We start from the raw sequence: 22,598 nt of genomic DNA, 5'->3' as shown, positions 1-22,598 counted from the left end.
GGTCAACAGGCGTCGGGCCGGGCGGAGCGAGAGGCAGAACCTATCGCCCCATCCGTTTCCCCTCCCCGTCCCCGGGCACCCCGGCCAGTAGCGGCACCGTGCCGAAAGGTGCCCCCGGCGAGCGGAAGGAGCGGCGATGCGTGCGGTGACCTGGCAGGGCAGGCGGGACGTCCGGGTGGAGACGGTGCCCGACCCACGGATCGAGGAGCCCACCGACGTGATCGTCCGCGTCACCTCCACCGGGCTCTGCGGCTCCGACCTCCACCTCTACGAGCCGCTCGGCCCCTTCCTGGACCCCGGCGACATCCTCGGCCACGAGCCGATGGGCATCGTCGAGGAGATCGGCGGCGCGGTGACGGCGCTGAAGCCCGGGGACCGGGTGGTGGTGCCGTTCAACGTCTCGTGCGGCGACTGCTTCATGTGCGACCAGGGCCTCCAGTCCCAGTGCGAGACCACACAGGTCACCGAGTACGGCACGGGCGCCGCCCTCTTCGGCTACACGAAGCTGTACGGCCAGGTGCCCGGCGGTCAGGCCGAGTACCTGCGCGTGCCCTTCGGCAACACCCTGCCGGTGAAGGTCGAGCACGGGCCGCCCGACGACCGCTACGTCTACCTCTCCGACGTGCTGCCCACCGCCTGGCAGGCGGTGGAGTACGCCTCGGTGCCCCCGGACGGCACCGTGGTCGTGCTCGGGCTGGGGCCGATCGGCGACATGGCGGCGCGGATCGCGCTGCACCGGGGAGCGGGCCGGGTGATCGGCGTGGACCTGGTGCCGGAGCGGCTCAACCGGGCGGCCGCGCACGGGGTGATCCCGCTGGACTGGCGCCGGTACGGCAAGGACCTGCCCGAGGCGGTGGCGGAGTACACCGGGGGCCGGGGCGCCGACGCGGTGATCGACGCGGTCGGCATGGAGGCGCACGGCTCGCCCGTGGCCAAGGGCGCCCAGCGGGCGGTGGGGCTGCTGCCCGACGCGGTGGCGCAGCCGCTGATGGAGCACGCGGGGGTGGACCGGCTCGCGGCGCTGCACATGGCGATGCGGCTGGTGCGCAGGGGCGGCACGGTCTCGGTCTCGGGGGTGTACGGGGGCGCGCTCGACCCGATGCCGCTGCTGACCATGTTCGACCGGCAGATCCAGCTGCGGATGGGCCAGGCCAACGTCCTGCGGTGGGTGCCGGAGATCCTGCCGCTCCTCGACGACGAGGACGTGCTCGGCGTCGACCACTTCGCCACCCACGCCATGCCGCTGGAGGAGGCGCCGAAGGCGTACGCGATGTTCCAGGAGAAGGCCGACGGCATGGTGAAGACCCTGCTCAAGCCCTGAGCGGTGCCCGGCGGACTGACACGCACCGGTGCCCCGGCCACGAGGTGGCCGGGGCACCGGTGCGGGGTGACGTCGACGCGCGGGAGGTCAGTGGCGGGTGAACTCGGCCTCGGCCTCGAAGCCGCCGGCCTTGAAGTCCTTGACGACGATGTCGCCGACCTTGACCACGGTGCCGTGGGCCTTCCAGCCCTCGACCTCGAACTCGGCCTTGTCGGCGGCGGCGGGGGCGGCGGCGAGGAGGGCGGCGGCACCGGTGCCGGCCAGGGTGATCGCGAGACGACGGATCATGGAACGCTCCACTTCTGCGTAAGGGATGTACCGAGCGTCACGTACGCTAATCGGCCCGTCACCGTGGGGCGGGGAGCGCGCGGTGCGGCGCGCTCCGGTTCCCTCGCTCGGGCGAAGCCGCCGCTCCGGCCGTGGGGGCGGGCGGTGCACGCGTCTTGGCCCCGGCGCTCGGGTGCCCAACACTGAGGTGATGACGCAGCGTGTGGAGCTCGCGACCGTTCTGGACCGTCTCGCCGTCGACACCCTGGTGACCGAGTACGCCCGCGCCGTCGCGGGCGGGGACCCGGAGGCGTGCCGTCCGCTCTGCGTGCCGGGGGCGGTCCTCGACGACCCGGTGCTCGACGTACGGCAGGAGAACCGGGGGCGTGGCGTCCCCCGTCAGCAGGGCCGGGGCGAGGGCCCCCGGCCGTACCAGCACCTGATCGTGAACCGCCGGGTGGCCTTCGAGCGCCGCGACGGAGAGGTGGGCGACCTCGCCGTGGTGGACGCCGACTTCGTGACCCCCATGCGGAGCAACGGGCCCGGCCGGATCGCGGACACCGTGCGCGGCGGCCGGTACCGCATGCGGGGTGTGCGCACCGCCGAGGGCTGGCGGCTGAGCGAGGTGGTCGCGGAGGAGGTCTGGCAGGGCGGGGCGTCCGCGGCGGGCCCGAACTGACCTGGCGGTCGCGGGCCCGGGCCGCAGACTGGAACTCCCCGCTCCGAGCCGCGGCCTCAAGGGGTGAGCCAGGTGGTCCAGAGAGCGATGTCCGGCCCCCCTCCGTCCTGGTGACGCGCGCTCGCCGCGCTGTTCGCCGGCGGACTGCCCGCACCGGTCTTCCCGGCGCCCGGCTGGTGGTGGTGGGCGCCGTTCTGCCTCGTCCCCTGGCTGCTGCTGCTCCGCACCGCACCGACCGCACGGCGGGCCGCGCTGGAGGGCTGGCTGGGCGGGCTCGGTTTCATGCTGGCGGTGCACCACTGGCTGATGCCGAGCCTGCACGTCTTCACCCTGGTCCTGGCGGCGCTCCTCGGGCTGGCCTGGGCGCCCTGGGCAATGCTGGTCCGTGTCCTGCTCGCCGGTCCTGGCACGGCCTGGCGCGCGGTGACGGCGCCGGCGGGGGTGGCCTCGGGGTGGCTGGTGATCGAGCTGGTGCGGTCCTGGCAGGGGCTGGGCGGACCGTGGGGGCTGCTGGGCGCCAGCCAGTGGCAGGTCGGTCCGGGGCTGCGGCTCTTCCCGGTCGGCGGGGTGTGGCTGGTGAGCCTGCTGCTGGTGGCGGTCAACACGGCCCTGGTCGTGGTGGCGGCCTCCCCGCGCGCCCGGTGGGCCACCCTCGCGGCCGGGGCGGCGGTGGCCGCGCTCGCCACCGGGGTCGCGGCGGCCGCCCCACGCCCCGTACCCGCCGACCGGCCGGCCCGGATCGCGGTGGTGCAGCCGGGCGTGATCTCGGGCGCGGCCCAGCGGTTCGACCGGCAGGAGCGGCTGACGGCCGGGCTGGCGGGGCGCGGGGCGGAGCTGGTGGTGTGGGGCGAGAGCTCGGTCGGCTTCGACCTCGCCGCCCGGCCGGACCTGGCGGGCCGGCTGGCCGCCCTGTCCCGGCGCACCGGCGCGGAACTGCTGGTCAACGTCGACGCCCGCCGCCAGGGCCGCCCCGGGATCTCCAAGACCTCGGTGCTGGTGGGAGCGTCGGGGCCGGTCGGGCCCCGGTACGACAAGATGCGGCTGGTGCCCTTCGGCGAGTACGTCCCGGCGCGGTCGCTCCTGGGCTGGGCGACCTCGGTGGGCCGGGCGGCCGGCGAGGACCGGCACCCCGGGACCCGGCAGGTGGTGATGGAGACCTCGGGCGGGCTGCGGGCAGGGCCGCTGGTCTGCTTCGAGACGGCTTTCCCGGACCTGAGCCGCCGGCTGGCGCGAGCCGGGGCCGGGCTGATCGTGGCCCAGTCCTCGACCTCGACCTTCCAGCAGAGCTGGGCACCGGCGCAGCACGCCTCCCTGGCGGCGGTGCGCGCGGCCGAGTCGGGCCGCCCCGTCGTCCACGCGACGCTCACCGGGGTGAGCGCCGTCTTCGACGCCTCGGGCCGACCGGCCGGCCCCCGGCTCGGCACCGACCGCAGCGCCGCCGCGCTGTACGAGCTCCGTCCCGCCGCCGGTGCCACCCTCTACGTGCGGTTCGGGGACTGGGCGGTCTACGCGGCGGTGGCGTGGCTGGTGGTGGCGGGCGGCGTGGTCGCCGTCCGCCGGGTCAGGGGGCGCGGGGACGGGTAGTACGGCGGCGGGTCTACCCCGCCGCCTCCGCCTCGCGCACCACGCGTTCGCACAGTTCGTGGGTCTCCAGCGCGTCCCGGGCATCCAGCCTCTCCCCGGCCCGGACCGCGTCGAGGAAGGCGAGGACGGCCTGCTCGATGCCGCGCTGGCGCGGGACCGGGACCCAGTCGCCCCGGCGGCGGACGCTGGGCTGACCCTTGTGGTCGACGATGTCGGAGAGATTGAGGACCTGGCGCTTGGCGTCCTGGCCCGAGACCTCCAGGATCTCCTCGGTGGAGCCGCTGAGCCGGTTCATCACACCGAGCGCGGTGAAGCCGTCGCCGCCGAGCTGGAGCACCGCGTGGTGCAGGAGCCCGCCCTCGGCCCGGACCCGGATGCCGACGTGGTCGACCGGGCCCGGCGCCAGGAAGCGCAGGGTGTCGATCACGTGGATGAAGTCGTCGAAGACGAAGCCGCGCGGGCGTTCGGGAAGGCCGACCCGGTTCTTCTGGAGGACGATCAGGTCACGCGGGTGCTCCAGGCACTGGCGGTAGGCGGGCGCGTACCGCCGGTTGAAGCCGACGGCCAGCGGGACGCCGCGCTCCTCGGCCAGGGCGACGAGTCGCTCGGAGGCGGCGTAGTCGTAGGCGAGCGGTTTGTCGACATAGGTGGGAATCCCGGCCTCGGTCAGGCGGCCGACCAGCTCCTCGTGCACCTCGGTCGGCGCGTGCACGAAGGCGGCGTCCGGGCGGGCCGCGAGCAGGGAGTCGAGTTCCTGGTGGCACTGCTCCCCGGGCAGGTGGTACGCGGCCGCCGTACGGGCCAGCGTGGCGGGGGTGCGGGTCTGGAGGTGGAGTTCGACGCCGGGCTGGGCGGTCAGCACCGGCAGGTACGCCTTCTGCGCGATGTCCCCGAGTCCGATGCAGCCGACCCTCATGTACCGCTCCCCGTGTCCTGGCCGCGGCGGCCCTCCGGACGGGCGCCGCGCGCGGGGGCAGCATACGTGCGCTCCGGCGGCTGCCAGTCGGTGATCCCGGCGAAGGAACGCAGGACGAGGTCGGGCCCGAGCCTGCTGACCGTGGCGACCAGCGCGTCGCGGGCCCGGACCGCGAGGGCGGGGCGCAGCAGGGTGAGCGCCCCGGCCTTGGCGGCCCGCGCGACGACGGCGCTGGTGCGCGGCAGCCGGTCGGCGCTGTACGCGGCGAGGCCGGGCCCCGGCGGGGTGCCCGGGGCGAGGTGGTGGGCGAGGACCACGCCGTCCTCGATCGCCTGGTTGCCGCCCTGGCCGAGGCTGGGCGCCATGGCGTGGGCGGCGTCCCCGAGGAGGGCGACGCGGCCGCGGTGGCAGGCGGGGAGCGGCCGGCGCATGTGGCGGACGTCGTGGCGCAGGACGCCCTCCGGCGCGGCCGCCGCGAGGAGGGCGGGCACGGGGTGGTGCCAGTCGCCGAAGCGGCGCAGCAGTTCGGCGCGTTCGTCCTCGGCGTGGCCGCCTTCGGGGACGGCGGCGGCCGCGTAGGCGTAGACGGTGCCGTCGTGGAGCGGGTGGCTGCCCCAGAGGGCGCCGCGCCCCCAGGTCTCGTGGGGTGCGAAGGGTTCGGCGGGGGCGGGGACCATGATGCGCCAGGTGGTGAACCCGGCGTACTCGGGGCCCGGGTGGTCCGGGAAGAGGAGGCGGCGGGTGGCGGAGCCGATGCCGTCGGCGGCGACCACGAGGTCGGCGGTCAGCTCGCCGGTGGCGGTCCGCACCCGGGCCGGGCGGCGGGGGTCGTCGGCGGCGCCGGGGTCGACCACCTCGGCGGCGGCGTCGACGCGTACCGCGTCCTCGGGGAGCCGGGCGCGGAGCAGGTCGATCAGGGTGGCCCGGTGGAGCAGGACCAGGTTGTCGCCGTACCGCTCGCCGGCCTCCTCGCTGCTGGTGCGGGCCAGCCAGCGTCCGTCGGGGGCGCGCAGGCCGCCCGACCCCTGCCAGGCGGCCAGGGAGCGGACGGCGTCGCCGACGCCGACCCGGTCGAGGGCGCGCTGGCCGTTGGGGGCCAGGGAGATGGCGGCGCCGACCGGTTCGAGGGTGGCCGACCGCTCCAGGACGGTGACCTGCCAGCCTCGGTCGGCCAGGCCGGCCGCCGCGGTGAGGCCGCCGATCCCGGCGCCGATCACGAGGGCGCGGCGGCCCGGCTCGCCTCCCGAGGTGCCCTGGTCCTGGGCGGGTGTGGTTCCGGTGCCGTTCTCCATGGCGCTCGCCTTTCGCGCGGGATGGCGCCACTACGCCTGTAGTGGACTCACGTCCCGACCGTACTACATCCGTAGTGGACTGGGTAGGATGCGGCCATGTCCTCTCGCTCCACCGGCGCCCCGACGCCCGGCAGACAGCCCCCCGACGGCGGGCGGGCCGACCGGATCGCCGACGCCGCGCTGGCCCTCCTCGCCGAGCGCGGGCTGCGCGGTCTGACCCACCGGGCGGTGGACGAGGCGGCCGGGCTCCCCCAGGGGTCGACCTCCAACCACGCGCGCACCCGGCTGGCCCTGCTGCGGACCGTGGTGCGGCGCCAGGCGGAGCGCGAGTCCGTCCTGCTCGCCCCGCCGGGCGGGCCGGGCGGGGCGACCGCCGCGGGCACCCCCGAGGAGCTGACCGAGGCCCTGGCCCACGCCCTCCACCAGTACCTGACCGCCCACCGCCCGCTCCTGGTGGCCCGTTACGAACTGGCCCTGGAGGCCACCCGGCGCCCGGAGCTGCGGGAGATCTACGACGAGGCAGGGCGCGGCTTCCGGGACCCCCTGGTGGCGCTGATGCGGGCGCTCGGCTCCCCCGAGCCGGAGCGCCACGCGCTGTCGCTGGTCGCCTGGTGCGACGGGCTGATGTTCTCCTGCATCGCCGGCTCCTACCACGCCTCGGTCCCGTCGCCGGCGGAACTCCGGTGCGGCTTCGCGGAGTTGTTCACGGGGATGGGGCTGGCGGGGTTCGCGGCGCCGGGGTGCGAGGAAGACGAGGGGCGCTGAGCCTCCTGCCCGGCAGCAGCAGGCCGAGGGAGATCGCGGATCGCGGCGGCGACGAGGGCGACGGCCCACCGGATGGCGACCGAACAGCCGCCGGCCGGCGCGGCAGGGGTTCGGCCTCCTGTCGCCGCACGGCACCCCCACGCCCCGGAGATCACCCGTGCGGGCCATCCTGCGGCCGGACGGAGTGCGGGCCCCTCGCGATGGGCCAGAGTGGCGCGCGTGCACCGAACCAGAACCGCCGCCGCGCTCCTGGCCACCGTCGCGGTGACCGCCCTCGCCGGCTGCGTCACCGTGGACCGGCCCCCCGGGCCGGACTCGCCCACCGGCCACTCCCCCACCACCGCCGCCGGGGAACACGCCGAGCCGCAGATCGAACGGTCCCCGGCCCGCGAAAGCCTGCGCCGCGTGGGCGAGGAGCCCAGGGGCACGGCTACGCGGCCACCGCGCCCCCGGCCCACGAAGGCGGCTCCCCCACCCCGGCCGCCGGCGCCTGCCCTTCCGGCTCCGGCGCGGCCGGACCCTGCTCCGGCACCCGCCGCCCCGCCCGCTCCCCGGGCCAAGCCGCCGGCGGCTCCCCCGGCCAACCCGAGTGTCTGCGCCCTGGGACGCCAGTACGGCAAGTGGCCGCCGGGCAGCCCCCAGTCGCGGATCTGCGAGGACACCTACGGGCACTGAGCCGCCAGGCCGCTCAGCCTCCGCCCGCCTCCCCCTCGGCCCGGGGGCGTCCCACGGACCCCGGGGCCCCTTCGGCGGGGCCGTCGGCGGCCGCCAGTTCGCGCTCCAGCCGCTCGATGCCGCCGAGCACCTGGTGCCCGTGCCCGTCGTCCGCCAAGGCGTCGATGTGGGCGCGGGCCGCGCGGAGGTGGTCCCGGGCGGTGTCGGGGCGTCCGAGCCTCGCGTAGTCGGCGGCGAGGTTGAGGTGGAGGGAGGGGTAGAAGCCGCGGACCGCGGGCGAGGTGCGCGGGGTGGCGGCGGAACCGGCGGTGAGCCCGTCGGCGGCCTCCAGCGCCAGCAGGTCCCAGCGGAGTTCCTCGGCCGGGTCCTGCTGGGTGTCGGCCATGTAGTGGGCGAGGGTGCAACGGTGGAGGGCGTCCGCGTCGGGGCCGATCTCCTCCCAGAGGGCGGCGAACCGCTGCTGGGCCTCTTCCCGGTCCCCCGCGTGCTGCAACATGGCGATCTGCCCGATCCGGGTCATCACCGGGTCGTCGGCCGCCTGCCCCTGCTGTTCCGCCACCGTTCCTCCGTCGTCTCGTCGGGCGGCCGCCCGGCACCGGGCGGCCGTCTCCGACGCTAGGGGGTGCCACCGGCATTCCCGGCGCGCCACCGGGCGGGCTCGTCCGCACAGCGGTGTCGGGCGCACCGCCCGGGTGGACGGCGGCGGGGAGGTCCGGCTACTTCAGCCCGAGGTCGGGGATGCGCCAGTCGATCGGCTCGTGCCCCTGCTCGGCGACGGCCTTGTCGATCTGGGTGAAGGGCTGCGAGCCGAAGAACTTCTTCGCCGAGAGCGGGGAGGGATGGGCGCCCTTGACCACGGCGTGCCGCTCGGCGTCGATCAGCGGCAGCTTCTTCTGGGCGTAGTTCCCCCAGAGGACGAAGACGGCCGGGTCGGGGCGGTCGGAGACGGCGCGGATCACCGCGTCGGTGAACTTCTCCCACCCCTTGCCCTTGTGGGAGTTGGCCTCACCGGCGCGGACGGTGAGGACCGCGTTGAGCAGGAGGACGCCCTGGCGGGCCCAGGGCATCAGGTAACCGTTGTCCGGGACGGGGTGGCCCAGCTCGGCGTGCATCTCCTTGTAGATGTTGCGCAGGGAGGGCGGGGTCTTCACGCCCGGGCGCACCGAGAAGCACAGGCCGTGGCCCTGGCCCTCGCCGTGGTACGGGTCCTGGCCGAGGACGAGGACCTTCACCTGGTCGAAGGGGGTGGCCTCCAGAGCGGCGAAGACCTGGTCGCGCGGCGGGTAGACGGGCCCGCGGGCGCGCTCCTCCTCCACGAACTCCATCAGCTGCGGGAAGTAGGGCTTCTGCGGTTCCTCGCCGAGGACCTCGCGCCAGGACTCGGGCAGCTGGGCGGTGTCGGTCACGTGGACAACCCTCCGGTGGTGCGGTCACGTATCGCTGGAGAACCTACCGGCGCCCACCGACAGCCGTACCCGCCGCCCCGGCCCCTCCCCGGCCGACGGGGAGGGGCGGCCCGCCGCTACCAGCTCTGCTTGCGGCTCAGCTCCCACATCATCATGATCGCCGAGGGGTCGAGAGCGCGTTCGGCGCCGGCGATCTCCTCGCTGGCGGCGATGTACTGCTTGCCCTGCCACAGCGGCAGCAGCCGGGTGTCCTCCAGCATGATCGACTGCGCCTTCTCGAACTGCGCGGCGACCGCGCCCCGGTCGCTCTCCCGGCGCGACTGCGGCAGCAGGTCGTCGGTGATCTCCTTGGCGAGGTACGGCGTGCTCAGCGCGTTGTTCTCCCCGACGAACGGGGCGATGAAGTTGTCCGCGTCGGGGAAGTCGGGGAACCAGCCGCGCCCGAAGACGGGGTACTCGCCCTTGCGGTAGCCGGGCTCGAAGGTCTTCCACGGGCGGCCCTTGATGGTCACGTCGAAGAGCCCGGAGCCGTCGAGCTGCCGCTTCAGTTCCTTGAACTCCTTCTCGGTGGCCGAGCCGTACCGGTCGGTGGTGTACCAGAGCGTCAGCGGGACCGGCTCGTTGATCCCGGCCTCGGAGAGGATCTGCGCGGCCTTGTTCTCGTCCGGCTTGCCGAAGCGGTCGAAGTAGCTGGTGGCGTGGCCGGTGAGGCCCCGGGGGACCATCGAGTAGAGCGGCTCCACGGTGTCCCGGTAGACCTTGTGGGCTATCGCGCCGCGGTCCACGGTCTGGGCGACGGCCTTGCGGACGGCCGGGTTCTTGGCCCAGGGGTCCTTCGGGTTGAAGACGAGGTAGCGGATCTCGGTGCCGGCCGCCTCGACCAGCTGGATGCCCGCCTTGCGGTTCTCCCCGTTGAGGGCGACGACGTCCTCGGCGGCGAGGCCACGGAAGGTGACGTCGATCTCCTCCTTCTTCAGCGCCTCCACCATCGTGCCGGAGTCCTTGAAGTACTGGATGGAGACCGCGCTGTTGCCGACCTTCGCGGGACCCTTGTAGGTGGCGTTCTTGGCCAGGTCCGCGTGGCCCTCGGGCTTGTAGTCCTCCAGCGTGTACGGCCCGGAGCCGACCGCGCTGTCGCCCTCGCGGAGCTTGTCGGCCGGATAGGACTTCGGGGAGACGATCGAGAAGGCGGGCGCGGAGAGCACGAACGGGAAGGTCGCGTCCGGCTTGTTCAGGTAGAACGTCACCGTCCGCTCGTCCTTCGCCTCGACCCGGTCGAGGCTGCCGAGCAGGCCGGCGGGGCCGCGCTTGTCGTTGATGGTGACGATGCGGTCCACCGAGTGCTTGACGGCGTCGGCGTCGAGCTTGGCGCCGTCGGAGAAGGTGAGGCCCTCGCGCAGCGTGCACTCGTACGCCTTGTTGCGGGTGTCGACGAAGCGGCAGCTCTCGGCGGCGTCCGGTTCCGGCTCGGTGGCGCCCGGCGGGAAGGCCACCAGGGTCTGGAAGATGTTCCGGTACAGCTCCCAGGAGCCGTCCCACGCGGCGGCCGGGTCAAGGGTGGTGGGGGCACTCATGGTGCCGACCACGATCTCCTGCTCCTCTTCCTCGCCGTCGGACGACACCAGGCCGCAACCCGCCAGCAGGGATGTGGACGCCACGGCCGCCACCACACGCAGACATCGATTCCGGTTGAACACGCGCTCGCTCCTCGATCGGCCATGCCAAGGGGGGGTTGGCGCACCTTACCGCAGGTCCCCGCCGGTCCAAGTGCCAGGACCGGCGGGGAACTTGATGCGTCGAACGTCCCGTGCGCGGGGCTTCGTCAGCCGACGCCCGCATTCAGGAAGATGCCTCCGTCGACCACGAGTGTCTGCCCGGTGACCCAGGCGGACTGCTCGGAGGTGAGGAAGGCGGCGGCTCCACCGATGTCCGAGGGGACCCCGAGCCGGCCCAGCGGGTAGGCGGCCGCGGCCTCCTCCTCGCGCCCCTCGTAGAGGGCCTGGGCGAACTTGGTCTTCACCACGGCCGGGGCGATGGAGTTGACCCGCACCTTGGGCGCGAACTCGTGGGCGAGCTGGAGGCCGAGGTTGACCATGGCGGCCTTGCTCATGCCGTACGCGCCGATGAAGGGGGAGGCCGAGACGCCGGCGACCGAGGCGATGTTGACGATGGCCCCACCGTTCTCCGCCTGCCAGGCCCTGAAGGTCTGCTGGGCGAAGCCGAGCGCCGAGATCACGTTGGTCTCGAAGACCTTCCGCGCCACGTTCAGGTCGAGCTCGGCGATGGGGCCGAAGACCGGGTTGGTACCGGCGTTGTTGACCAGGAAGTCGACGCGGCCGAACGCCTCCATGGTCCGGGCCACCGCCTCGGCCTGGTGGTCGGTGTCGTGGGCCTTGCCCGCCACCCCGATGACCCGGTCGGCGCCGAGCCGCTCCACGGCCTCCTTGAGGGTCTCCTCGGTACGGCCGGTGATGCAGACCCGGTCCCCGCGGGCGACCAGCGCCTCGGCGACGCCGTAGCCGATGCCCCGGCTGGCGCCGGTGATGAGTGCGACCTTGCCGCTGTCCTGCACAGTCATGATGGTGTCGTCCCTGTTCTCTGCGGCGGGGTCAGTTGAGCGGGCCGCCGGCCACGTACAGGACCTGGCCGGAGACGAAGCCGGCCGCGTCGCCGGTGAAGAAGGCGATGGCGTTGGCGATGTCGTCGGGGGTGCCGACGCGCTGGACGGGGATCTGGGTGGCGGCGGCCGCCTGGAAGTCGTCGAAGCCCATGCCGACGCGCTCGGCGGTGGCGGCGGTCATGTCGGTGGCGATGAAGCCGGGGGCCACCGAGTTGGCGGTGACGCCGAACTTGCCCAGCTCCTTGGCGAGGGTCTTGGTCAGGCCCTGGAGGCCGGCCTTGGCGGCGGCGTAGTTGACCTGGCCGCGGTTGCCGAGGGCGGAGGAGCTGGAGAGGTTGACGATCCGGCCGAACTTGGCGTCGACCATGTGCTTCTGCACGGCGCGGCTCATCAGGAAGGCGCCCCGCAGGTGCACGTTCATGACGGTGTCCCAGTCGGACGCGCTCATCTTGAAGAGGAGGTTGTCGCGGAGGACGCCGGCGTTGTTGACCAGGATGGTCGGCGCGCCGAGCTCGGCGGCGATGCGGTCGATCGCCGCCTGTACCTGGGCCTCGTCGGAGACGTCGCAGCCGACGGCCAGCGCGCGGCCCCCGGCGGCGGTGATCTGCTCGACGGTGTCCTTGCAGGCCGCCTCGTCGAGGTCGATGACGGCGACGGCACGGCCCTCGGCGGCCAGCCGCACGGCGGTGGCGGCGCCGATGCCGCGGGCGGCCCCGGTCACGACGGCGACGCGCTGCTCGGTGGTGGACATGCTGGTTCTCCTCGTCCTGGAAATCCTGGAACTCCTGCGAAGCCGTGGGTTGCGGCCCCGGGCGACGGCCGTCCCCCACAGGTGAGCGACCGCTTAGTACCTTCTCCCGTCGTGACGCTAGAAGCCCTGGCACCCGGTGTCAACGGCACACGGAGAGCCGGACGAGGATCACAGCACGAGCTGGTGCAGCAGCCGGTCCGCCTCCGCCTCGGGGTCGTCGGTGAGGCCGGTGTGCACCGGCCCCGGCTGCACCACGGTCGAGCGCGGGGCGATGAGCCACCGGAAGCGCCGCCCGGCGTCGTCACCCGCCGCCTGGCCGGCCGCGTCGCCGCCCGCGCAGACCCGCTCGACAGCGGCGAGGGCGGCCCGTACGCCGGTGGTGTCGGCGGCGGGGTCGAGGGCGGCGAGCCGGGTCTCGTCGAGGTGGGTGCGGGCGGCGACCACGCCCCGGGCGCGGCAGTAGACGACCACCCCGGCGTTGATCAGCTCACCGCGCTCGACGCGGGGGACGACGCGGAGCGTGGCGTACTCGAAGACGTCCAGGCCGTCGGTCACGGGCGGGGCTCCTCACCGGTGGCGGGGAGCCGCCAGCCGTAGGGCGGTCCGGCCGGGGCGAGGCCGGAGGGGAGGGTCAGCCGGCCGAGGAGGCCCTCGGCACGGGTCAGCAAGGTCTCGGCGTACGCGCGGCGGACCTCGTCCGGGGTCGCGAAGCCGGGCTCGCCGTCGAGCCAGACCTCGGGGATGTCGGCGGTGACCTCGGCGAGCAGTTCCTGGGTGATCCGCGGGCGCAGCTCGGCGTCGGCGGCGGCGACCTCGGGGGCGGAGGTGAAGGGGGCCAGCACGTGGCCGCCGCCGTCGTAGGGGCGCAGCGCGGACTTGGGGGCGGTGGGCCAGTTGTGGTGCCAGATCATCGTGGCGCCGTGGTCGACGAGCCAGAGGTCGCCGTGCCAGACCAGGAGGTTGGGGTTGCGCCAGGAGCGGTCGACGTTGCCCACCAGGGCGTCGAACCACAGGACGCGGGCCGCCTCGTCGGGCCGCACGGTGTAGGCGAGCGGGTCGTGGCCGAGGGCACCGCTGAGGTAGGCCATGCCGAGGTTGAGGCCGCCGCTGGACTTGAGCAGGGCCTGCACCTCCTCGTCGGGCTCGCCGAGGCCGAGGACGGGATCGAGCCGGACCGCCGCCAGTTCGGGGACGCGCAGGCCGAGGGCGCGGGCCAGTTGCCCGCAGACGACCTCGGCGACCAGGGTCTTGCGGCCCTGTCCTGCGCCGCTGAACTTGAGGACGTAGGGGGCGCGGTGGCCGTCCCGTTCCGCCTCGACCAGACCGGGGAGGGACCCGCCCTCACGCAGCGGCGTGATGTAGCGGGTCACGGAGACTTCGGTGAGCATGCGCCCACACTACGTGCGGCCCGGGCGGCCCCCGCCGGGCCGCCGGCCCGGGCGGCGCACCGCCGAATTCCCCCGCGCGGGCGCCCGGGTCCGGGACAATGGCCGCTCCGCCGGAGCCGGTCCGGCGGCCGGGCCGAGGCGACGGAGTGTCATGGATACGACGAGTGGATCGGGCGGCGGGGCGACGCGGCGGTGTTTCGTGGCCGCGGTCTCGGGGGCGGGGCTGGCGGGGGCGCTGGCCGCCTGCGGGGGCGGGGAGTCGGGCGGGGGCGAGGAGCCGTCGGCCGGGAAGGAGCTGGGGCCGGCCGGGGAGATCCCGGTGGGCGGCGGCAAGGTCTTCGCCGACGACAAGGTGGTGGTGACCCAGCCGGAGAAGGGCGAGTTCAAGGCGTTCAGCGCGGTCTGCACCCATGCGGGCTGCCTGGTCTCGGGGGTGAAGGACTCGGTCATCACCTGCGACTGCCACGGCAGCCGCTTCTCGGCGGCCGACGGCTCGGTGCAGGCGCCGCCCGCCACCAAGGCGCTGCCCCCGGTCGGCGTCGAGGTCGACGGCGACCGCCTCCGGCTGACCTGACCGGTCCGCCCGCCGGGATGCGGGCCGCTCCCTGCCGGGTGAGGCTGGCGTCGGACACGGTCGGCGGCAGGGGAAGGCGGCGGGATGGCGCGGTACGGCGAGTGCGACGTGGTGGTGGTCGGCGCCGGGTTCGCGGGCCTGAGCACCGCCGACGCGCTGGTACGCGACGGGCTCTCGGTACGGCTGCTGGAGGCCCGCCCCCGCGTCGGCGGCCGCGCCCTGACCCGCTTCCTGGCCGACGGCACCCAGCTGGACCTCGGCGGCCAGTGGATCGGCCCCACCCAGCGCCACATGGCCGACCTGGTCCACCGCCATGCCGTGCGGACCTACCCGACGCCGGGCGAGGGCGCGGCGGTGGTCGAGTACGGCGGGCAGCGCCTGGACGCGCTCCCCGCCGAGGCCGCCGAGGTGCTGGCCACACTCGACCTCCTGGCCCGCGAGGTCCCGCCGGCCCGGCCCTGGACCGCCCCCGACGCGGCCGGCCAGGACGGCCGCACCTTCGCCACCTGGCTGGCGGAGACCGGCGCCCCGCCCGCCGCCCGCGACCTGGTGGGACGGCTGGTCTCCGGCGGCCTCCTCTCCGGCGGGTCGGCGGAGAACTCCCTCCTGGAGACCCTCTTCTACGTGGCGAGCGCGGGCGGCACCGGGCCGCTGCTCGGCTACGAGGGCGGGGCCCAGGAGACCCGGTTCGTGGGCGGCGCGCAGCAACTCGCGGACCGCATGGCCTCGGCGCTGCCCGAGGGCACCCTGCGGCTGGGCGAGCCGGTGCACACCGTCGAGTACGCCCCGGACGCGGCCCGGGTCCACACACCGCGCGGGGTGGTGGACGCCGCCCGCGTGGTGCTCGCCGTCCCGCCGGTGCTGGCCGGCCGCCTCCACTACTCCCCCGCCCTGCCCCCGCTCCGTGCCGGCCTGCTCCAGCGCATGCCGGCGGGGACGGCGCTGAAGATCCACGCCGTCTACGCCCGGCCCTTCTGGCGGGCCGCCGGCCTCTCCGGGGTCGCGCAGTCGGCCGAGGGCGTGCTGACGGAGACGGTGGACAACACGCCGCCCGGCGCGCCCCGGGCCGTGCTGACCGGCTTCGCCTACGGCGCGGACGCCGCCCTGCTGCGCCGCCAGGCACCCGGTGCCCGCCGCCGCGCCGCCCTCGACCACCTCACCGCCCTGTTCGGGCCCGAGGCGGGCGAGCCGGAGGAGTTCGTCGAGTTCGACTGGCTCGCCGAGGAATGGACCCGGGGCTGCTTCTCGGGCCACCTCGTACCGGGCGCGTGGACCACCTTCGGCCCCGTCCTGCGCGAGGCGGTCGGCCCGCTGCACTGGGCCGGGACCGAGACCGCCGTCCACTGGAACGGGTACTTCGACGGGGCCGTGGAGTCCGGGTACCGGGCGGCCGAGCAGGTACGCCGGTCGCTGTGAGCTCTGTTCCCGCGCCCGGGATCAGAGGGTCGGTTCCAGCTGGGCCCACGGCTGCTCGGCCTCGATCTGCGCGGCGAGGGCGAGCAGCGTCCCCTCCCCGCCCAGCGGCCCGACGAACTGGGTGCCGAGCGGCAGCCCTTCGGGGGTGCGGTAGGTGGGCACGCTCATCGCGGGCCGCCCGGTGATGTTGGCGAGCTGGGTGTACGGGGTCGCCGCCAGGTTGGCCATGACCGCGCGCTCCCACGCCTTGGTCCCGGCCAGCGTGCCGAGCAGTCCCACCTTCATCAGCCCGCGGGCGAGGGCGCGGACCGGCGCGGGGGTGTCCAGCTCGCCGAGGCGCACCGGCGGGCGGGCCAGGGTGGGAGTGAGCAGCAGGTCGTAACGGTCGTGGAAGGCGGCGAGCTGCCGGCTGTAGGTGTTCCAGCGGTGGTGGGCGGCGTAGTAGCGGGGCGCGGGCAGGGAGCGTCCGGCGGCGGCCAGCAGGTGGGTGTCGAGTTCGAAGTCGCCGGGGCCGGCGCCGGTCGTGCGGCGGATCTCGTCGACGGTCTGGGCGAGCTGGGTGGTCCACATGGCGAGGAAGTCGAGGGCGAGCTGACGGTGGTCGGTCTCCGGTTCGGCCGGCTCGACCTCGTGTCCCAGGTGGGCGAGGAGCCCCGCCGTCTCCTCCACGGCGGCGACCGCGTGCGGGTCGACCTCGGTGCCGATCGGCGAGCGGGTGGTGAACCCGATCCGCAACGGGCGCGTACGACGGGCGAGTTCGGCGTACGGCAGCTCGGGGCGGGCGGCCAGGTAGGGGCCGCCGGGGTCGGGGCGCGCGGTGAGGACGTCGAGGAGGGCGGCGCTGTCGCGGACGGTGCGCGAGACGGCCCCGTTGGTGGCGGCGCCGTGCAGGTCCTCGGCGGTGGCGGGGCCGGCCGGGACCAGGCCGCGCCCCGGCTTCAGCCCGAAGAGGCCGCAGCAGGCGGCGGGGATGCGGATGGAGCCGCCGCCGTCGTTGGCCCCGGCCATCGGCACGACCCCGGCGGCCACGGCGGCCGCCGATCCGCCGGAGGAGCCGCCCGGGGTACGGGTGAGGTCCCAGGGATTGCGGGTGGGCCCGTTCACCTCCGGTTCGGTGATGCCCTTCGCCCCGAACTCGGGGGTGTTGGTCTTGCCGAAGATCACCAGCCCCGCCTCCAGCCAGCGTTCGACCACCGCGCTGTGCCGTTCGGCGGGCTGGTGGGCGAGCGAGCGGCTCCCGCTCCCGGTGGGCAGTCCGGCGTAGTCCTGCGAGAGGTCCTTGATGAGGAAGGGGACTCCGGCGAAAGGCCCGGTCAGCGGGGTCCTGGCGCGCTCGCGGGCGAGGTCGCGCATCGGGCGGACGATCGCGTTGAGCTTGCCGTCGACCGCCTCCGCGCGGGCCATTGCCACCTCCAGCAGCTCCGCCGCCGTGACCTCCCCGCCCGCCACCAGCGCGGCCAGCCCCACCGCGTCGTGCGCCCGGTACTCCGCGTACTCCATGCCCGGCCTCCGTAAAACTATGTATCGTAGTTTTATACGCCCGGAACGTACACTGCTGCCCGGTCACCGACAAGAGGCCGTCGGACGCCGTGGGAGCACGAGGAGTACCGGAATGGGCAGACCGCCGCGGCGGCTGGTGAGCCGTGAGGGCATCATGCGGGCCGCCCTCGCGCTGGTCGACGAGGAGGGGCCGGACGCCCTGTCCACGACCCGCGTGGCCCAGCGGCTCGGCGTCAAGGGGCCCTCCCTCTACGCCTACGTGTCGGGGCGCGACGAGATCGTGGACGGCCTCCACGCGCTGATCGTCGCCGAGATGGACCTGGCCGACGCCACCGGCCCCTGGACCGAGGTCATCGACCGCTGGGCGCGCTCCTACCGCGCCGCCTTCGCCGCCCACCCCCGCGCGGTCCCGCTGATCGCCGCCCGTCCGGTCCGCGTCCCGGCCGCCCTGGAGGCGTACGCCAGGGCGTTCGACGCGCTGCGCGCGGCGGGCTGGCCCGAGGAGCGGCTGCTGCCCGTGGTCCGCTCGGTCGAGTACTTCCTGACCGGCTCCGCCCTGGACCTCGACGCCCCCCCCGAGGCCGGGCTGACGGCACAGAACCTGCCGCCGGGCCTGGACCCGCTCCGCACGGCCCCGCCCCACCACCGCGAGCTCGCCTTCGAGACGGGGCTCGCCGCGCTGATCGAGGGGTTGCGGGCGATGCTCGCGGGAGTCTCGCGGGGCGGCGGCGCGACACGCTGAGCCACGGCGGGCCCTCGGCGCGACGTACGCCCACCGCGCCGGGTGAGGATGTGCGGATGAACGCAGACCCGGATGACGACCCCACCACCGCAGCGGACGACTGGCTCTCGCGGCGGTTCCACGAGGCCGAACAGGCGACGGACGAGGGCTTCGACCTCTCCGCCTGCGTCCGCGAACCCATCCACCTGCTGGGCGGCATCCAGTCGCACGGGACCCTGCTCGCCGCCGAGGTGGCGAGCGGCACGGTCGTCACGGCCGCCGACAACACGGCCCGGCTGCTCGGTGTCGAGGCGCGGGAGCTGGTGGGCGGCTCGGTGCTGCGGGTGCTGGGCGCCTCCGACTGGGAGGAGGCCGTCGCGCTGTCGGCCGAGGGCGAGGGCGCGGTCCTCTCGCTGCCGGTGACGGCGGGCGCGGGCCCCTCGCCCCAGGCGTTCGACCTGTCGGTGCACCGGCGCGACGGCCTGCTGGTCCTGGAGTTCGAACCGGGCGAGGGCGACCCCGCCGCCTCCCGCGACTTCTACCAGGGCGTCCGGCGTGCGCTGGGCCGGCTGCGCTCGGCCACCTCCGTCGCCGGGTGCTGCGCCACCGCCGTCCGGGAGATGCGCGCGCTGACCGGCTTCGAGCGGGTGGTGGCGTACCGCTTCGACGGGGCCGACGGACCGGGCGAGGTGGTGGCCGAGTCCGTGACCAACGGGTGGGAGCCCTGGCTCGGCCTGTGGTTCCCGGCGACGGACGTCCCGCCGCAGGCGCGCCGGCTCTACGAGGAGAACTGGATCCGGGTCATCGGCGACGTCGACGACGCCACCTCCCGGCTGGTGCCGGAACGGCGCGCGGACACGGGTGACATCCTCGACCTCTCCCGGGCGGGGCTGCGCACGGTCTCCGGTTTCCACCTGGAGTATCTACGCAACATCGGGGTCCGCTCCTCGATGTCGGTCTCCGTGCTGCGCGACGGGCGCCTGTGGGGGCTGATCGCCTGCCACGGGGCGGACCCCAGGCGGCTGGGCCCGGAGGTCCGCTCGGCCTGCGAGCTGTTCGGCACCGCGTTCGCACTGCAACTGACGGCGTTGGAGGAACGGGACCGGGCCGACTCGCTGGTCGGCGTCAGCGGCCGGGCGGCGGCCGTGGCCCGGCTGCTCGGCACCGACGTGTACGACTCTCTGCTGCGGCACGAGGCCGAGGTGCGCGAACTGACCGGCGCGGACGGCCTGGTCGTGGCGCGGGACGGCCGGGTGCGCACCACCGGGCCGGCCGTCGGTGCGCGGCTCGCGGACGAACTGAGGCGGCTGGCGGCCGGACTGGCGCCGGGCCAGGTGTGGGCGACCGACCGGCTGGCCGAGACGCTGGAGGCCGGCGGGGCCGACGCCTCGGCGGCCGAGGGCGGCCCGTCCGGTGTCCTGCTGATCGCGCTGGAGCGGGGCCGTTCGTACCTGGCCTGGACGCGGGTCGAGCGGCCCGAGCCGCGCCGGTGGGCCGCCGACCCCGACCGCCCGGTGCGGGTCGGCCCGCGCGGAGAGCGGCTTACCCCGCGCGGTTCGGGCGCGGTCTTCCGCTCGGTGACGCGGGGCCGCAGCCTGCCCTGGCAGGCGCGCGAGGAGCACACCGCCGTGGAGCTGTGGCGGCTGCTGACCGGGATGGTGCTGCGGCACGCCGACGAGCTGAGCGCGCTCAACGAGGAACTCCGCGTCATCAACGAGGACCTGGACTCGTTCGCGCACGCCGCCGCGCACGACCTGAAGGAGCCGCTGCGCGGCATCTCCCACGCGGCGGAGTTCCTGGCGGAGGATGCCGGGGCCGGGCTGGACGCCACCAGCGTGCGCCGGCTCTCCACCATGCGGCGGCTGGCCGGCCGCATGGACGACCTGCTCAACTCCCTGCTGCACTACTCCCGCGCGGGCCGCGGCGGGCTGCGCCGGACCAGGGTGGAGCTGGACCGGGCCCTGGACCACGCCCTGGAGGTGGCCGGGCCCCGGCTCGCCGAAGCGGGGGTACGGGTGCTGCGGCCCGACCGGCTCCCCGAGGTGGACGCAGACCCGGACCGGCTCGACGACGTCCTGGTCAACCTCCTGGTCAACGCCGCCAAGTACGCCGCGGACCGCCCGGACAGGACCGTCGAGGTCGGGGTGGAGGAAGTCGGGCCCGGTCCCGGCGGGCGGGCGGTCGTGGTCCGGGACAACGGCATCGGCATCCCGCCGGAGCGGCAGGACGATGTCTTCGGGCTCTTCCAACGGCTGCACGGCCCTGCCGAGTACAGCGGCGGCACCGGCGTCGGCCTCGCCGTCGTACGGCGGATCGTGGAGCGGCACGGCGGACGCGTCTGGCTCACCAGCACCCCGGGCGAGGGGACGGCCTTCTACTTCACCCTCGGGGAGCCGGGCGCGGCCGGCGGCTGACCCTTCGCCTGCAGCCAGTAGTCGACGGCGCCCTTGAGCACGGTACGGAAGAGGTCGAAGTTGAGCGGTTTGTAGATGTAGCTGTCGGCGCCCGCGGCGTAGCAGGCGTCGACATCGGCGGGGGCCGTCGAGGAGGTGAAGACCACCACGGTGAGGTCGGCGAGTTCCGGGCGGGCGCGCAGGGCCGCGAGGCCCTCGAGTCCGTCCTCGCCGCGCGTGTTGAGGTCGAGCAGGATCATGCCGGGCAGCTCCTCGCGGCGCGCGAGCAGGCGCTCGGCGAGGCCGTCGCCGTGCGCGGTGAACTCCAGGCGCAGCGCCGGATGGCTTTGGTTCAGCGCCCGCTCGATCGCCTCGACGTCCTCCTCGACGTCCTCCACCACCAGGACCCGCGTCAGGTCCACCCGTCGTGCCGCCGGCCGACCGTCGTCCGTCACCGTTCTCCCTCCACCTGGACGATCACCACGGCGGTGTCGTCGTCGCCGGACACCCGGAAGCGGGCGGCCTGGCCGATGAGCCCGTCCGCACCGCCGCCGTTCTCACCCACGCATCGCGCGACCGCCTCGGGCAGCCGGTCCTCGAAGAAGGAGCCGTCGGCGGCCCGGGCCTCGGAGAGCCCGTCGGTGTGGAGCACGAGGGCGTCCCCGGGCCCCAGCGTCAAGGAGACGGCCCGGTACGCGACCTGCTCCACGACGCCGAGCAGCATCCCCTGCGCCGGAACCGCGGACACCTCCCCTCCCGCCCGCGCGACGTGCGGCAGCGGGTGCCCGGCGTTGGCGACGCGCACCCGCCACGCCCCCTCGCCCCGCGGGGTGAGGACCGCGACCAGGGCCGTCACGAAGCGCGAGGCCCGCTGGGCGATCAGGGCGCCGTTGAGCCGGGCCAGCGCCGCCGTCGGCGAGGTGCCGTTCTCCAGCAGGGTGCGCAGAGTGTGCCGGGCCAGCCCGGTGTAGGCGGCGGCCTCCGCGCCCCGGCCGCAGACGTCGCCGATGAAGACGGCGAGCCGGTCTCCGACCCGCACGGCGTCGTAGAAGTCCCCGCCCACGTCGAGACTGTCGTCGGCGACCTGGTACGCGGCGCTCAGCTCCAGCCCCGGGCAGTCGGGCAGGCCCGGCGGCAGCAGGTGGCGCTGGAGCTCTTCGACGTGGCGACGGCGCTGCTCGTACAGCGTGCTGGTGTCGATGGCCAGGGCGGCCCGGCCGGCCAGGTCGGTGAGGAGCCAGCGGTCGGCGTCGGCGCTGTCGCGGCTGTAGAGGAAGGTGAGGGTGCCGAGCGCCCGGTTCCGCGCGGCCAGCGGGCTGACGCTCATCGCGCGGACGGGGGGTCCGGGCGCGCCGGGACCGAAGGGGCCGCCCTCCAGGTCCTCGCCGGTCAGGACGAGACCATGGCGCCGTTCGGCGCCCCGCAGCAGCTCCTTGGCGAGCCAGGGGTCGTCCTCGGCGACCTCGCGGAGCCGGGCCTGCGCGTCGGAGGCCATGTGCGCGACGGCGACTGCGGAGAGGGTGCCCCGGGAGTCCGCGAGGTGGACCATGCAGCCCTCCGCGACGGCGGGTACGGCCATCCGGGCCACCCGGCGCAGCGTCTCCTCCACGTCGAGGCTCTCGGCCATCTGCAAGGAGGCTTCGGCGAGGAAGGCGTCCATGGCCTGGCGCCGCTCGTGCTGCCGGGACTCCAGGATGCGCTGGTTGCTCACCGTCAGCACGTCCGCGATCTGGCGCAGCCGCTCCCCGGTCCGCGCGACCCACGGCGCTCCCGGCTCCCGCCCGGCCCCGACCCACAGGGCGGCCCGGTCGCCGTCGCCCAGGTCGAAGACGCAGCGCACCACGACGGCCGCCCCGGCGTCCCGCAGGGCCCTCCCGCCGGGGCAGGGCAGCAGCATCTCCGGGTCGTCCGGGCGGATCAGCAGCAGCGTGGGGCCGTCGTCGAGCGGGGGCGGGGCGCAGGGTCCCTCGGTGTGGTCGCAGCCCGGCAGGGTGGTGACCTCCGTGCCGCCCCGGCCGCGATGGCGTACGTAGCTGGACCGGCCGCGTTCCCAGCGGGCCCCGGCGACGACGGTGACTCCGGGGTCGTCGAGCAGCGCCTCGTAGACCAGCGAGGCCAGGGCGGTGATGTCATCCGCGTCGGTGCCCACCCGCCACAGCCGGTGCAGCCAGGCGGCCCACCCGTCGAAAGGTGCTTCGGCCCGCGCCGGTACGTCCGTACCCGGTTCCACCATGACACCTTCCACCCGTCGGCATGAGACCTACCTACCCTGCGACGGGCATGCTACGGCTGCCACGCGGGACGCTCCTCCGGTGAAGGGGGGAGCGCCG

At 75.0% G+C, this 22,598-nt stretch carries 21 protein-coding genes and 1 pseudogene; 9 read left to right on the top strand and 13 right to left on the bottom strand.

All coding sequences use genetic code 11. The features are described from left to right. Positions 1 to 136 precede the first annotated feature (136 nt). Positions 137 to 1,321, top strand: a complete 1,185-nt coding sequence (locus OIM89_RS27405; RefSeq protein ID WP_030695210.1) for an alcohol dehydrogenase catalytic domain-containing protein — start codon at positions 137 to 139, stop codon at positions 1,319 to 1,321. 87 nt (positions 1,322 to 1,408) lie between these two features. Here the strand turns inward: OIM89_RS27405 and OIM89_RS27400 are convergent, their stop codons facing one another. Then, positions 1,409 to 1,609 (bottom strand): hypothetical protein, encoded by a 201-nt coding sequence (locus tag OIM89_RS27400; protein ID WP_264491689.1) that lies wholly within the window; start codon positions 1,607 to 1,609, stop codon positions 1,409 to 1,411. 202 nt (positions 1,610 to 1,811) lie between these two features. On the opposite strand from OIM89_RS27400, the gene OIM89_RS27395 reads away from it, so the two are divergent. Both OIM89_RS27395 and lnt read left to right on the top strand, forming a co-directional pair. Next, complete coding sequence (locus OIM89_RS27395) at positions 1,812 to 2,267, top strand: nuclear transport factor 2 family protein (protein ID WP_030695208.1); 456 nt, start codon at positions 1,812 to 1,814, stop codon at positions 2,265 to 2,267. 129 nt (positions 2,268 to 2,396) lie between these two features. Continuing rightward, positions 2,397 to 3,845, top strand: a pseudogene (gene lnt, locus OIM89_RS27390) (apolipoprotein N-acyltransferase); the annotation flags it as partial. 19 nt (positions 3,846 to 3,864) lie between these two features. Here the strand turns inward: lnt and OIM89_RS27385 are convergent. After that, positions 3,865 to 4,767 (bottom strand): Gfo/Idh/MocA family protein, encoded by a 903-nt coding sequence (locus OIM89_RS27385; RefSeq protein ID WP_047467777.1) that lies wholly within the window; start codon positions 4,765 to 4,767, stop codon positions 3,865 to 3,867. Next, positions 4,764 to 6,059 carry an FAD-dependent oxidoreductase gene (locus OIM89_RS27380; RefSeq protein ID WP_151170129.1) on the bottom strand — a complete coding sequence of 432 codons (1,296 nt, stop codon included), beginning with the start codon at positions 6,057 to 6,059 and terminating at the stop codon, positions 4,764 to 4,766. Before OIM89_RS27380 ends, OIM89_RS27385 begins: the two co-directional genes overlap by 4 nt. Before the next feature lie 96 nt (positions 6,060 to 6,155). Between OIM89_RS27380 and OIM89_RS27375 the strand changes: the two genes are divergently transcribed. Together OIM89_RS27375 and OIM89_RS27370 are read left to right on the top strand one after the other, a co-directional pair. Beyond that, complete coding sequence (locus OIM89_RS27375) at positions 6,156 to 6,824, top strand: TetR/AcrR family transcriptional regulator (protein ID WP_195731278.1); 669 nt, start codon at positions 6,156 to 6,158, stop codon at positions 6,822 to 6,824. 219 nt (positions 6,825 to 7,043) lie between these two features. After that, positions 7,044 to 7,499 carry a hypothetical protein gene (locus OIM89_RS27370; protein WP_226965001.1) on the top strand — a complete coding sequence of 152 codons (456 nt, stop codon included), beginning with the start codon at positions 7,044 to 7,046 and terminating at the stop codon, positions 7,497 to 7,499. A gap of 13 nt (positions 7,500 to 7,512) precedes the next feature. Here OIM89_RS27370 and OIM89_RS27365 read toward each other — a convergent pair whose 3' ends face one another. The 7 genes from OIM89_RS27365 to OIM89_RS27335 all read right to left on the bottom strand — a co-directional run bounded on the left by OIM89_RS27365 (position 7,513) and on the right by OIM89_RS27335 (position 13,664). Next, positions 7,513 to 8,058, bottom strand: coding sequence for a tetratricopeptide repeat protein (locus tag OIM89_RS27365; RefSeq protein WP_030695204.1), 546 nt, complete (start codon positions 8,056 to 8,058; stop codon positions 7,513 to 7,515). 157 nt (positions 8,059 to 8,215) lie between these two features. Then, the gene (gene ung / locus OIM89_RS27360) at positions 8,216 to 8,905 is read right to left on the bottom strand and encodes a uracil-DNA glycosylase (protein ID WP_003946891.1); all 690 of its coding nucleotides are present in this window, start codon (positions 8,903 to 8,905) and stop codon (positions 8,216 to 8,218) included. Positions 8,906 to 9,021: 116 nt separating this feature from the next. Further along, on the bottom strand, positions 9,022 to 10,602 hold the full coding sequence (locus tag OIM89_RS27355; RefSeq protein WP_030695203.1) for an ABC transporter substrate-binding protein: 1,581 nt from the start codon (positions 10,600 to 10,602) through the stop codon (positions 9,022 to 9,024). A 125-nt stretch (positions 10,603 to 10,727) separates the two neighbouring features. Beyond that, positions 10,728 to 11,483: an SDR family oxidoreductase gene (locus OIM89_RS27350; protein ID WP_003946893.1), complete on the bottom strand. Its 756-nt coding sequence runs from the start codon at positions 11,481 to 11,483 to the stop codon at positions 10,728 to 10,730. 31 nt (positions 11,484 to 11,514) lie between these two features. Next, a complete protein-coding gene (fabG, locus tag OIM89_RS27345) occupies positions 11,515 to 12,276 on the bottom strand; it encodes a 3-oxoacyl-ACP reductase FabG (RefSeq protein WP_003946894.1) in 762 nt (253 codons plus the stop codon). A 168-nt stretch (positions 12,277 to 12,444) separates the two neighbouring features. Then, on the bottom strand, positions 12,445 to 12,831 hold the full coding sequence (locus OIM89_RS27340; protein ID WP_030695202.1) for a DUF3037 domain-containing protein: 387 nt from the start codon (positions 12,829 to 12,831) through the stop codon (positions 12,445 to 12,447). Further along, the gene (locus OIM89_RS27335) at positions 12,828 to 13,664 is read right to left on the bottom strand and encodes a HipA family kinase (protein ID WP_175457760.1); all 837 of its coding nucleotides are present in this window, start codon (positions 13,662 to 13,664) and stop codon (positions 12,828 to 12,830) included. Before OIM89_RS27335 ends, OIM89_RS27340 begins: the two co-directional genes overlap by 4 nt. A gap of 151 nt (positions 13,665 to 13,815) precedes the next feature. Here OIM89_RS27335 and OIM89_RS27330 point away from each other — a divergent pair, with 151 nt between their 5' ends. Further along, positions 13,816 to 14,238, top strand: a complete 423-nt coding sequence (locus OIM89_RS27330; protein WP_195731276.1) for a Rieske (2Fe-2S) protein — start codon at positions 13,816 to 13,818, stop codon at positions 14,236 to 14,238. Positions 14,239 to 14,322: 84 nt separating this feature from the next. Beyond that, positions 14,323 to 15,654, top strand: a complete 1,332-nt coding sequence (locus OIM89_RS27325) for a flavin monoamine oxidase family protein (protein WP_264491688.1) — start codon at positions 14,323 to 14,325, stop codon at positions 15,652 to 15,654. A gap of 21 nt (positions 15,655 to 15,675) precedes the next feature. Here OIM89_RS27325 and OIM89_RS27320 read toward each other — a convergent pair whose 3' ends face one another. After that, entirely contained in the window at positions 15,676 to 17,154 is a 1,479-nt protein-coding gene (locus OIM89_RS27320) for an amidase (protein ID WP_030695198.1), read from the bottom strand. Between the two features lie 112 nt (positions 17,155 to 17,266). On the opposite strand from OIM89_RS27320, the gene OIM89_RS27315 reads away from it, so the two are divergent. Next, positions 17,267 to 17,896: a TetR/AcrR family transcriptional regulator gene (locus OIM89_RS27315; RefSeq protein ID WP_264491687.1), complete on the top strand. Its 630-nt coding sequence runs from the start codon at positions 17,267 to 17,269 to the stop codon at positions 17,894 to 17,896. Between the two features lie 56 nt (positions 17,897 to 17,952). Continuing rightward, entirely contained in the window at positions 17,953 to 20,289 is a 2,337-nt protein-coding gene (locus tag OIM89_RS27310; protein ID WP_030695196.1) for an ATP-binding protein, read from the top strand. Here the strand turns inward: OIM89_RS27310 and OIM89_RS27305 are convergent. Further along, the gene (locus OIM89_RS27305; protein ID WP_030695195.1) at positions 20,250 to 20,723 is read right to left on the bottom strand and encodes a response regulator; all 474 of its coding nucleotides are present in this window, start codon (positions 20,721 to 20,723) and stop codon (positions 20,250 to 20,252) included. The genes OIM89_RS27310 and OIM89_RS27305 overlap by 40 nt on opposite strands. Then, positions 20,720 to 22,501, bottom strand: coding sequence for a PP2C family protein-serine/threonine phosphatase (locus tag OIM89_RS27300; protein WP_217466361.1), 1,782 nt, complete (start codon positions 22,499 to 22,501; stop codon positions 20,720 to 20,722). Before OIM89_RS27300 ends, OIM89_RS27305 begins: the two co-directional genes overlap by 4 nt. Between the last annotated feature and the right edge of the window lie 97 nt (positions 22,502 to 22,598).

Origin of the sequence: Streptomyces sp. BI87 (assembly GCF_025957665.1) — a bacterium.
Taxonomy (GTDB): Bacteria; Actinomycetota; Actinomycetes; order Streptomycetales; family Streptomycetaceae; genus Streptomyces; species Streptomyces albidoflavus.
Note: the sequence above shows the minus strand (reverse complement) of the source record. Positions and strands in the feature narration are given on the sequence as shown.

What these genes read in the sequence shown, in the direction of transcription:
- OIM89_RS27405 (WP_030695210.1), top strand. Translation starts at nt 137, where the DNA reads ATGCGTGCGGTGACCTGGCAGGGCAGGCGGGACGTCCGGGTGGAGACG.
- OIM89_RS27400 (WP_264491689.1), bottom strand. Translation starts at nt 1,609, where the DNA reads ATGATCCGTCGTCTCGCGATCACCCTGGCCGGCACCGGTGCCGCCGCC.
- OIM89_RS27385 (WP_047467777.1), bottom strand. Translation starts at nt 4,767, where the DNA reads ATGAGGGTCGGCTGCATCGGACTCGGGGACATCGCGCAGAAGGCGTAC.
- OIM89_RS27380 (WP_151170129.1), bottom strand. Translation starts at nt 6,059, where the DNA reads ATGGAGAACGGCACCGGAACCACACCCGCCCAGGACCAGGGCACCTCG.
- OIM89_RS27375 (WP_195731278.1), top strand. Translation starts at nt 6,156, where the DNA reads ATGTCCTCTCGCTCCACCGGCGCCCCGACGCCCGGCAGACAGCCCCCC.
- OIM89_RS27350 (WP_003946893.1), bottom strand. Translation starts at nt 11,483, where the DNA reads ATGACTGTGCAGGACAGCGGCAAGGTCGCACTCATCACCGGCGCCAGC.
- fabG (WP_003946894.1), bottom strand. Translation starts at nt 12,276, where the DNA reads ATGTCCACCACCGAGCAGCGCGTCGCCGTCGTGACCGGGGCCGCCCGC.
- OIM89_RS27335 (WP_175457760.1), bottom strand. Translation starts at nt 13,664, where the DNA reads ATGCTCACCGAAGTCTCCGTGACCCGCTACATCACGCCGCTGCGTGAG.
- OIM89_RS27330 (WP_195731276.1), top strand. Translation starts at nt 13,816, where the DNA reads ATGGATACGACGAGTGGATCGGGCGGCGGGGCGACGCGGCGGTGTTTC.
- OIM89_RS27325 (WP_264491688.1), top strand. Translation starts at nt 14,323, where the DNA reads ATGGCGCGGTACGGCGAGTGCGACGTGGTGGTGGTCGGCGCCGGGTTC.
- OIM89_RS27320 (WP_030695198.1), bottom strand. Translation starts at nt 17,154, where the DNA reads ATGGAGTACGCGGAGTACCGGGCGCACGACGCGGTGGGGCTGGCCGCG.
- OIM89_RS27315 (WP_264491687.1), top strand. Translation starts at nt 17,267, where the DNA reads ATGGGCAGACCGCCGCGGCGGCTGGTGAGCCGTGAGGGCATCATGCGG.
- OIM89_RS27310 (WP_030695196.1), top strand. Translation starts at nt 17,953, where the DNA reads ATGAACGCAGACCCGGATGACGACCCCACCACCGCAGCGGACGACTGG.
- OIM89_RS27300 (WP_217466361.1), bottom strand. Translation starts at nt 22,501, where the DNA reads ATGGTGGAACCGGGTACGGACGTACCGGCGCGGGCCGAAGCACCTTTC.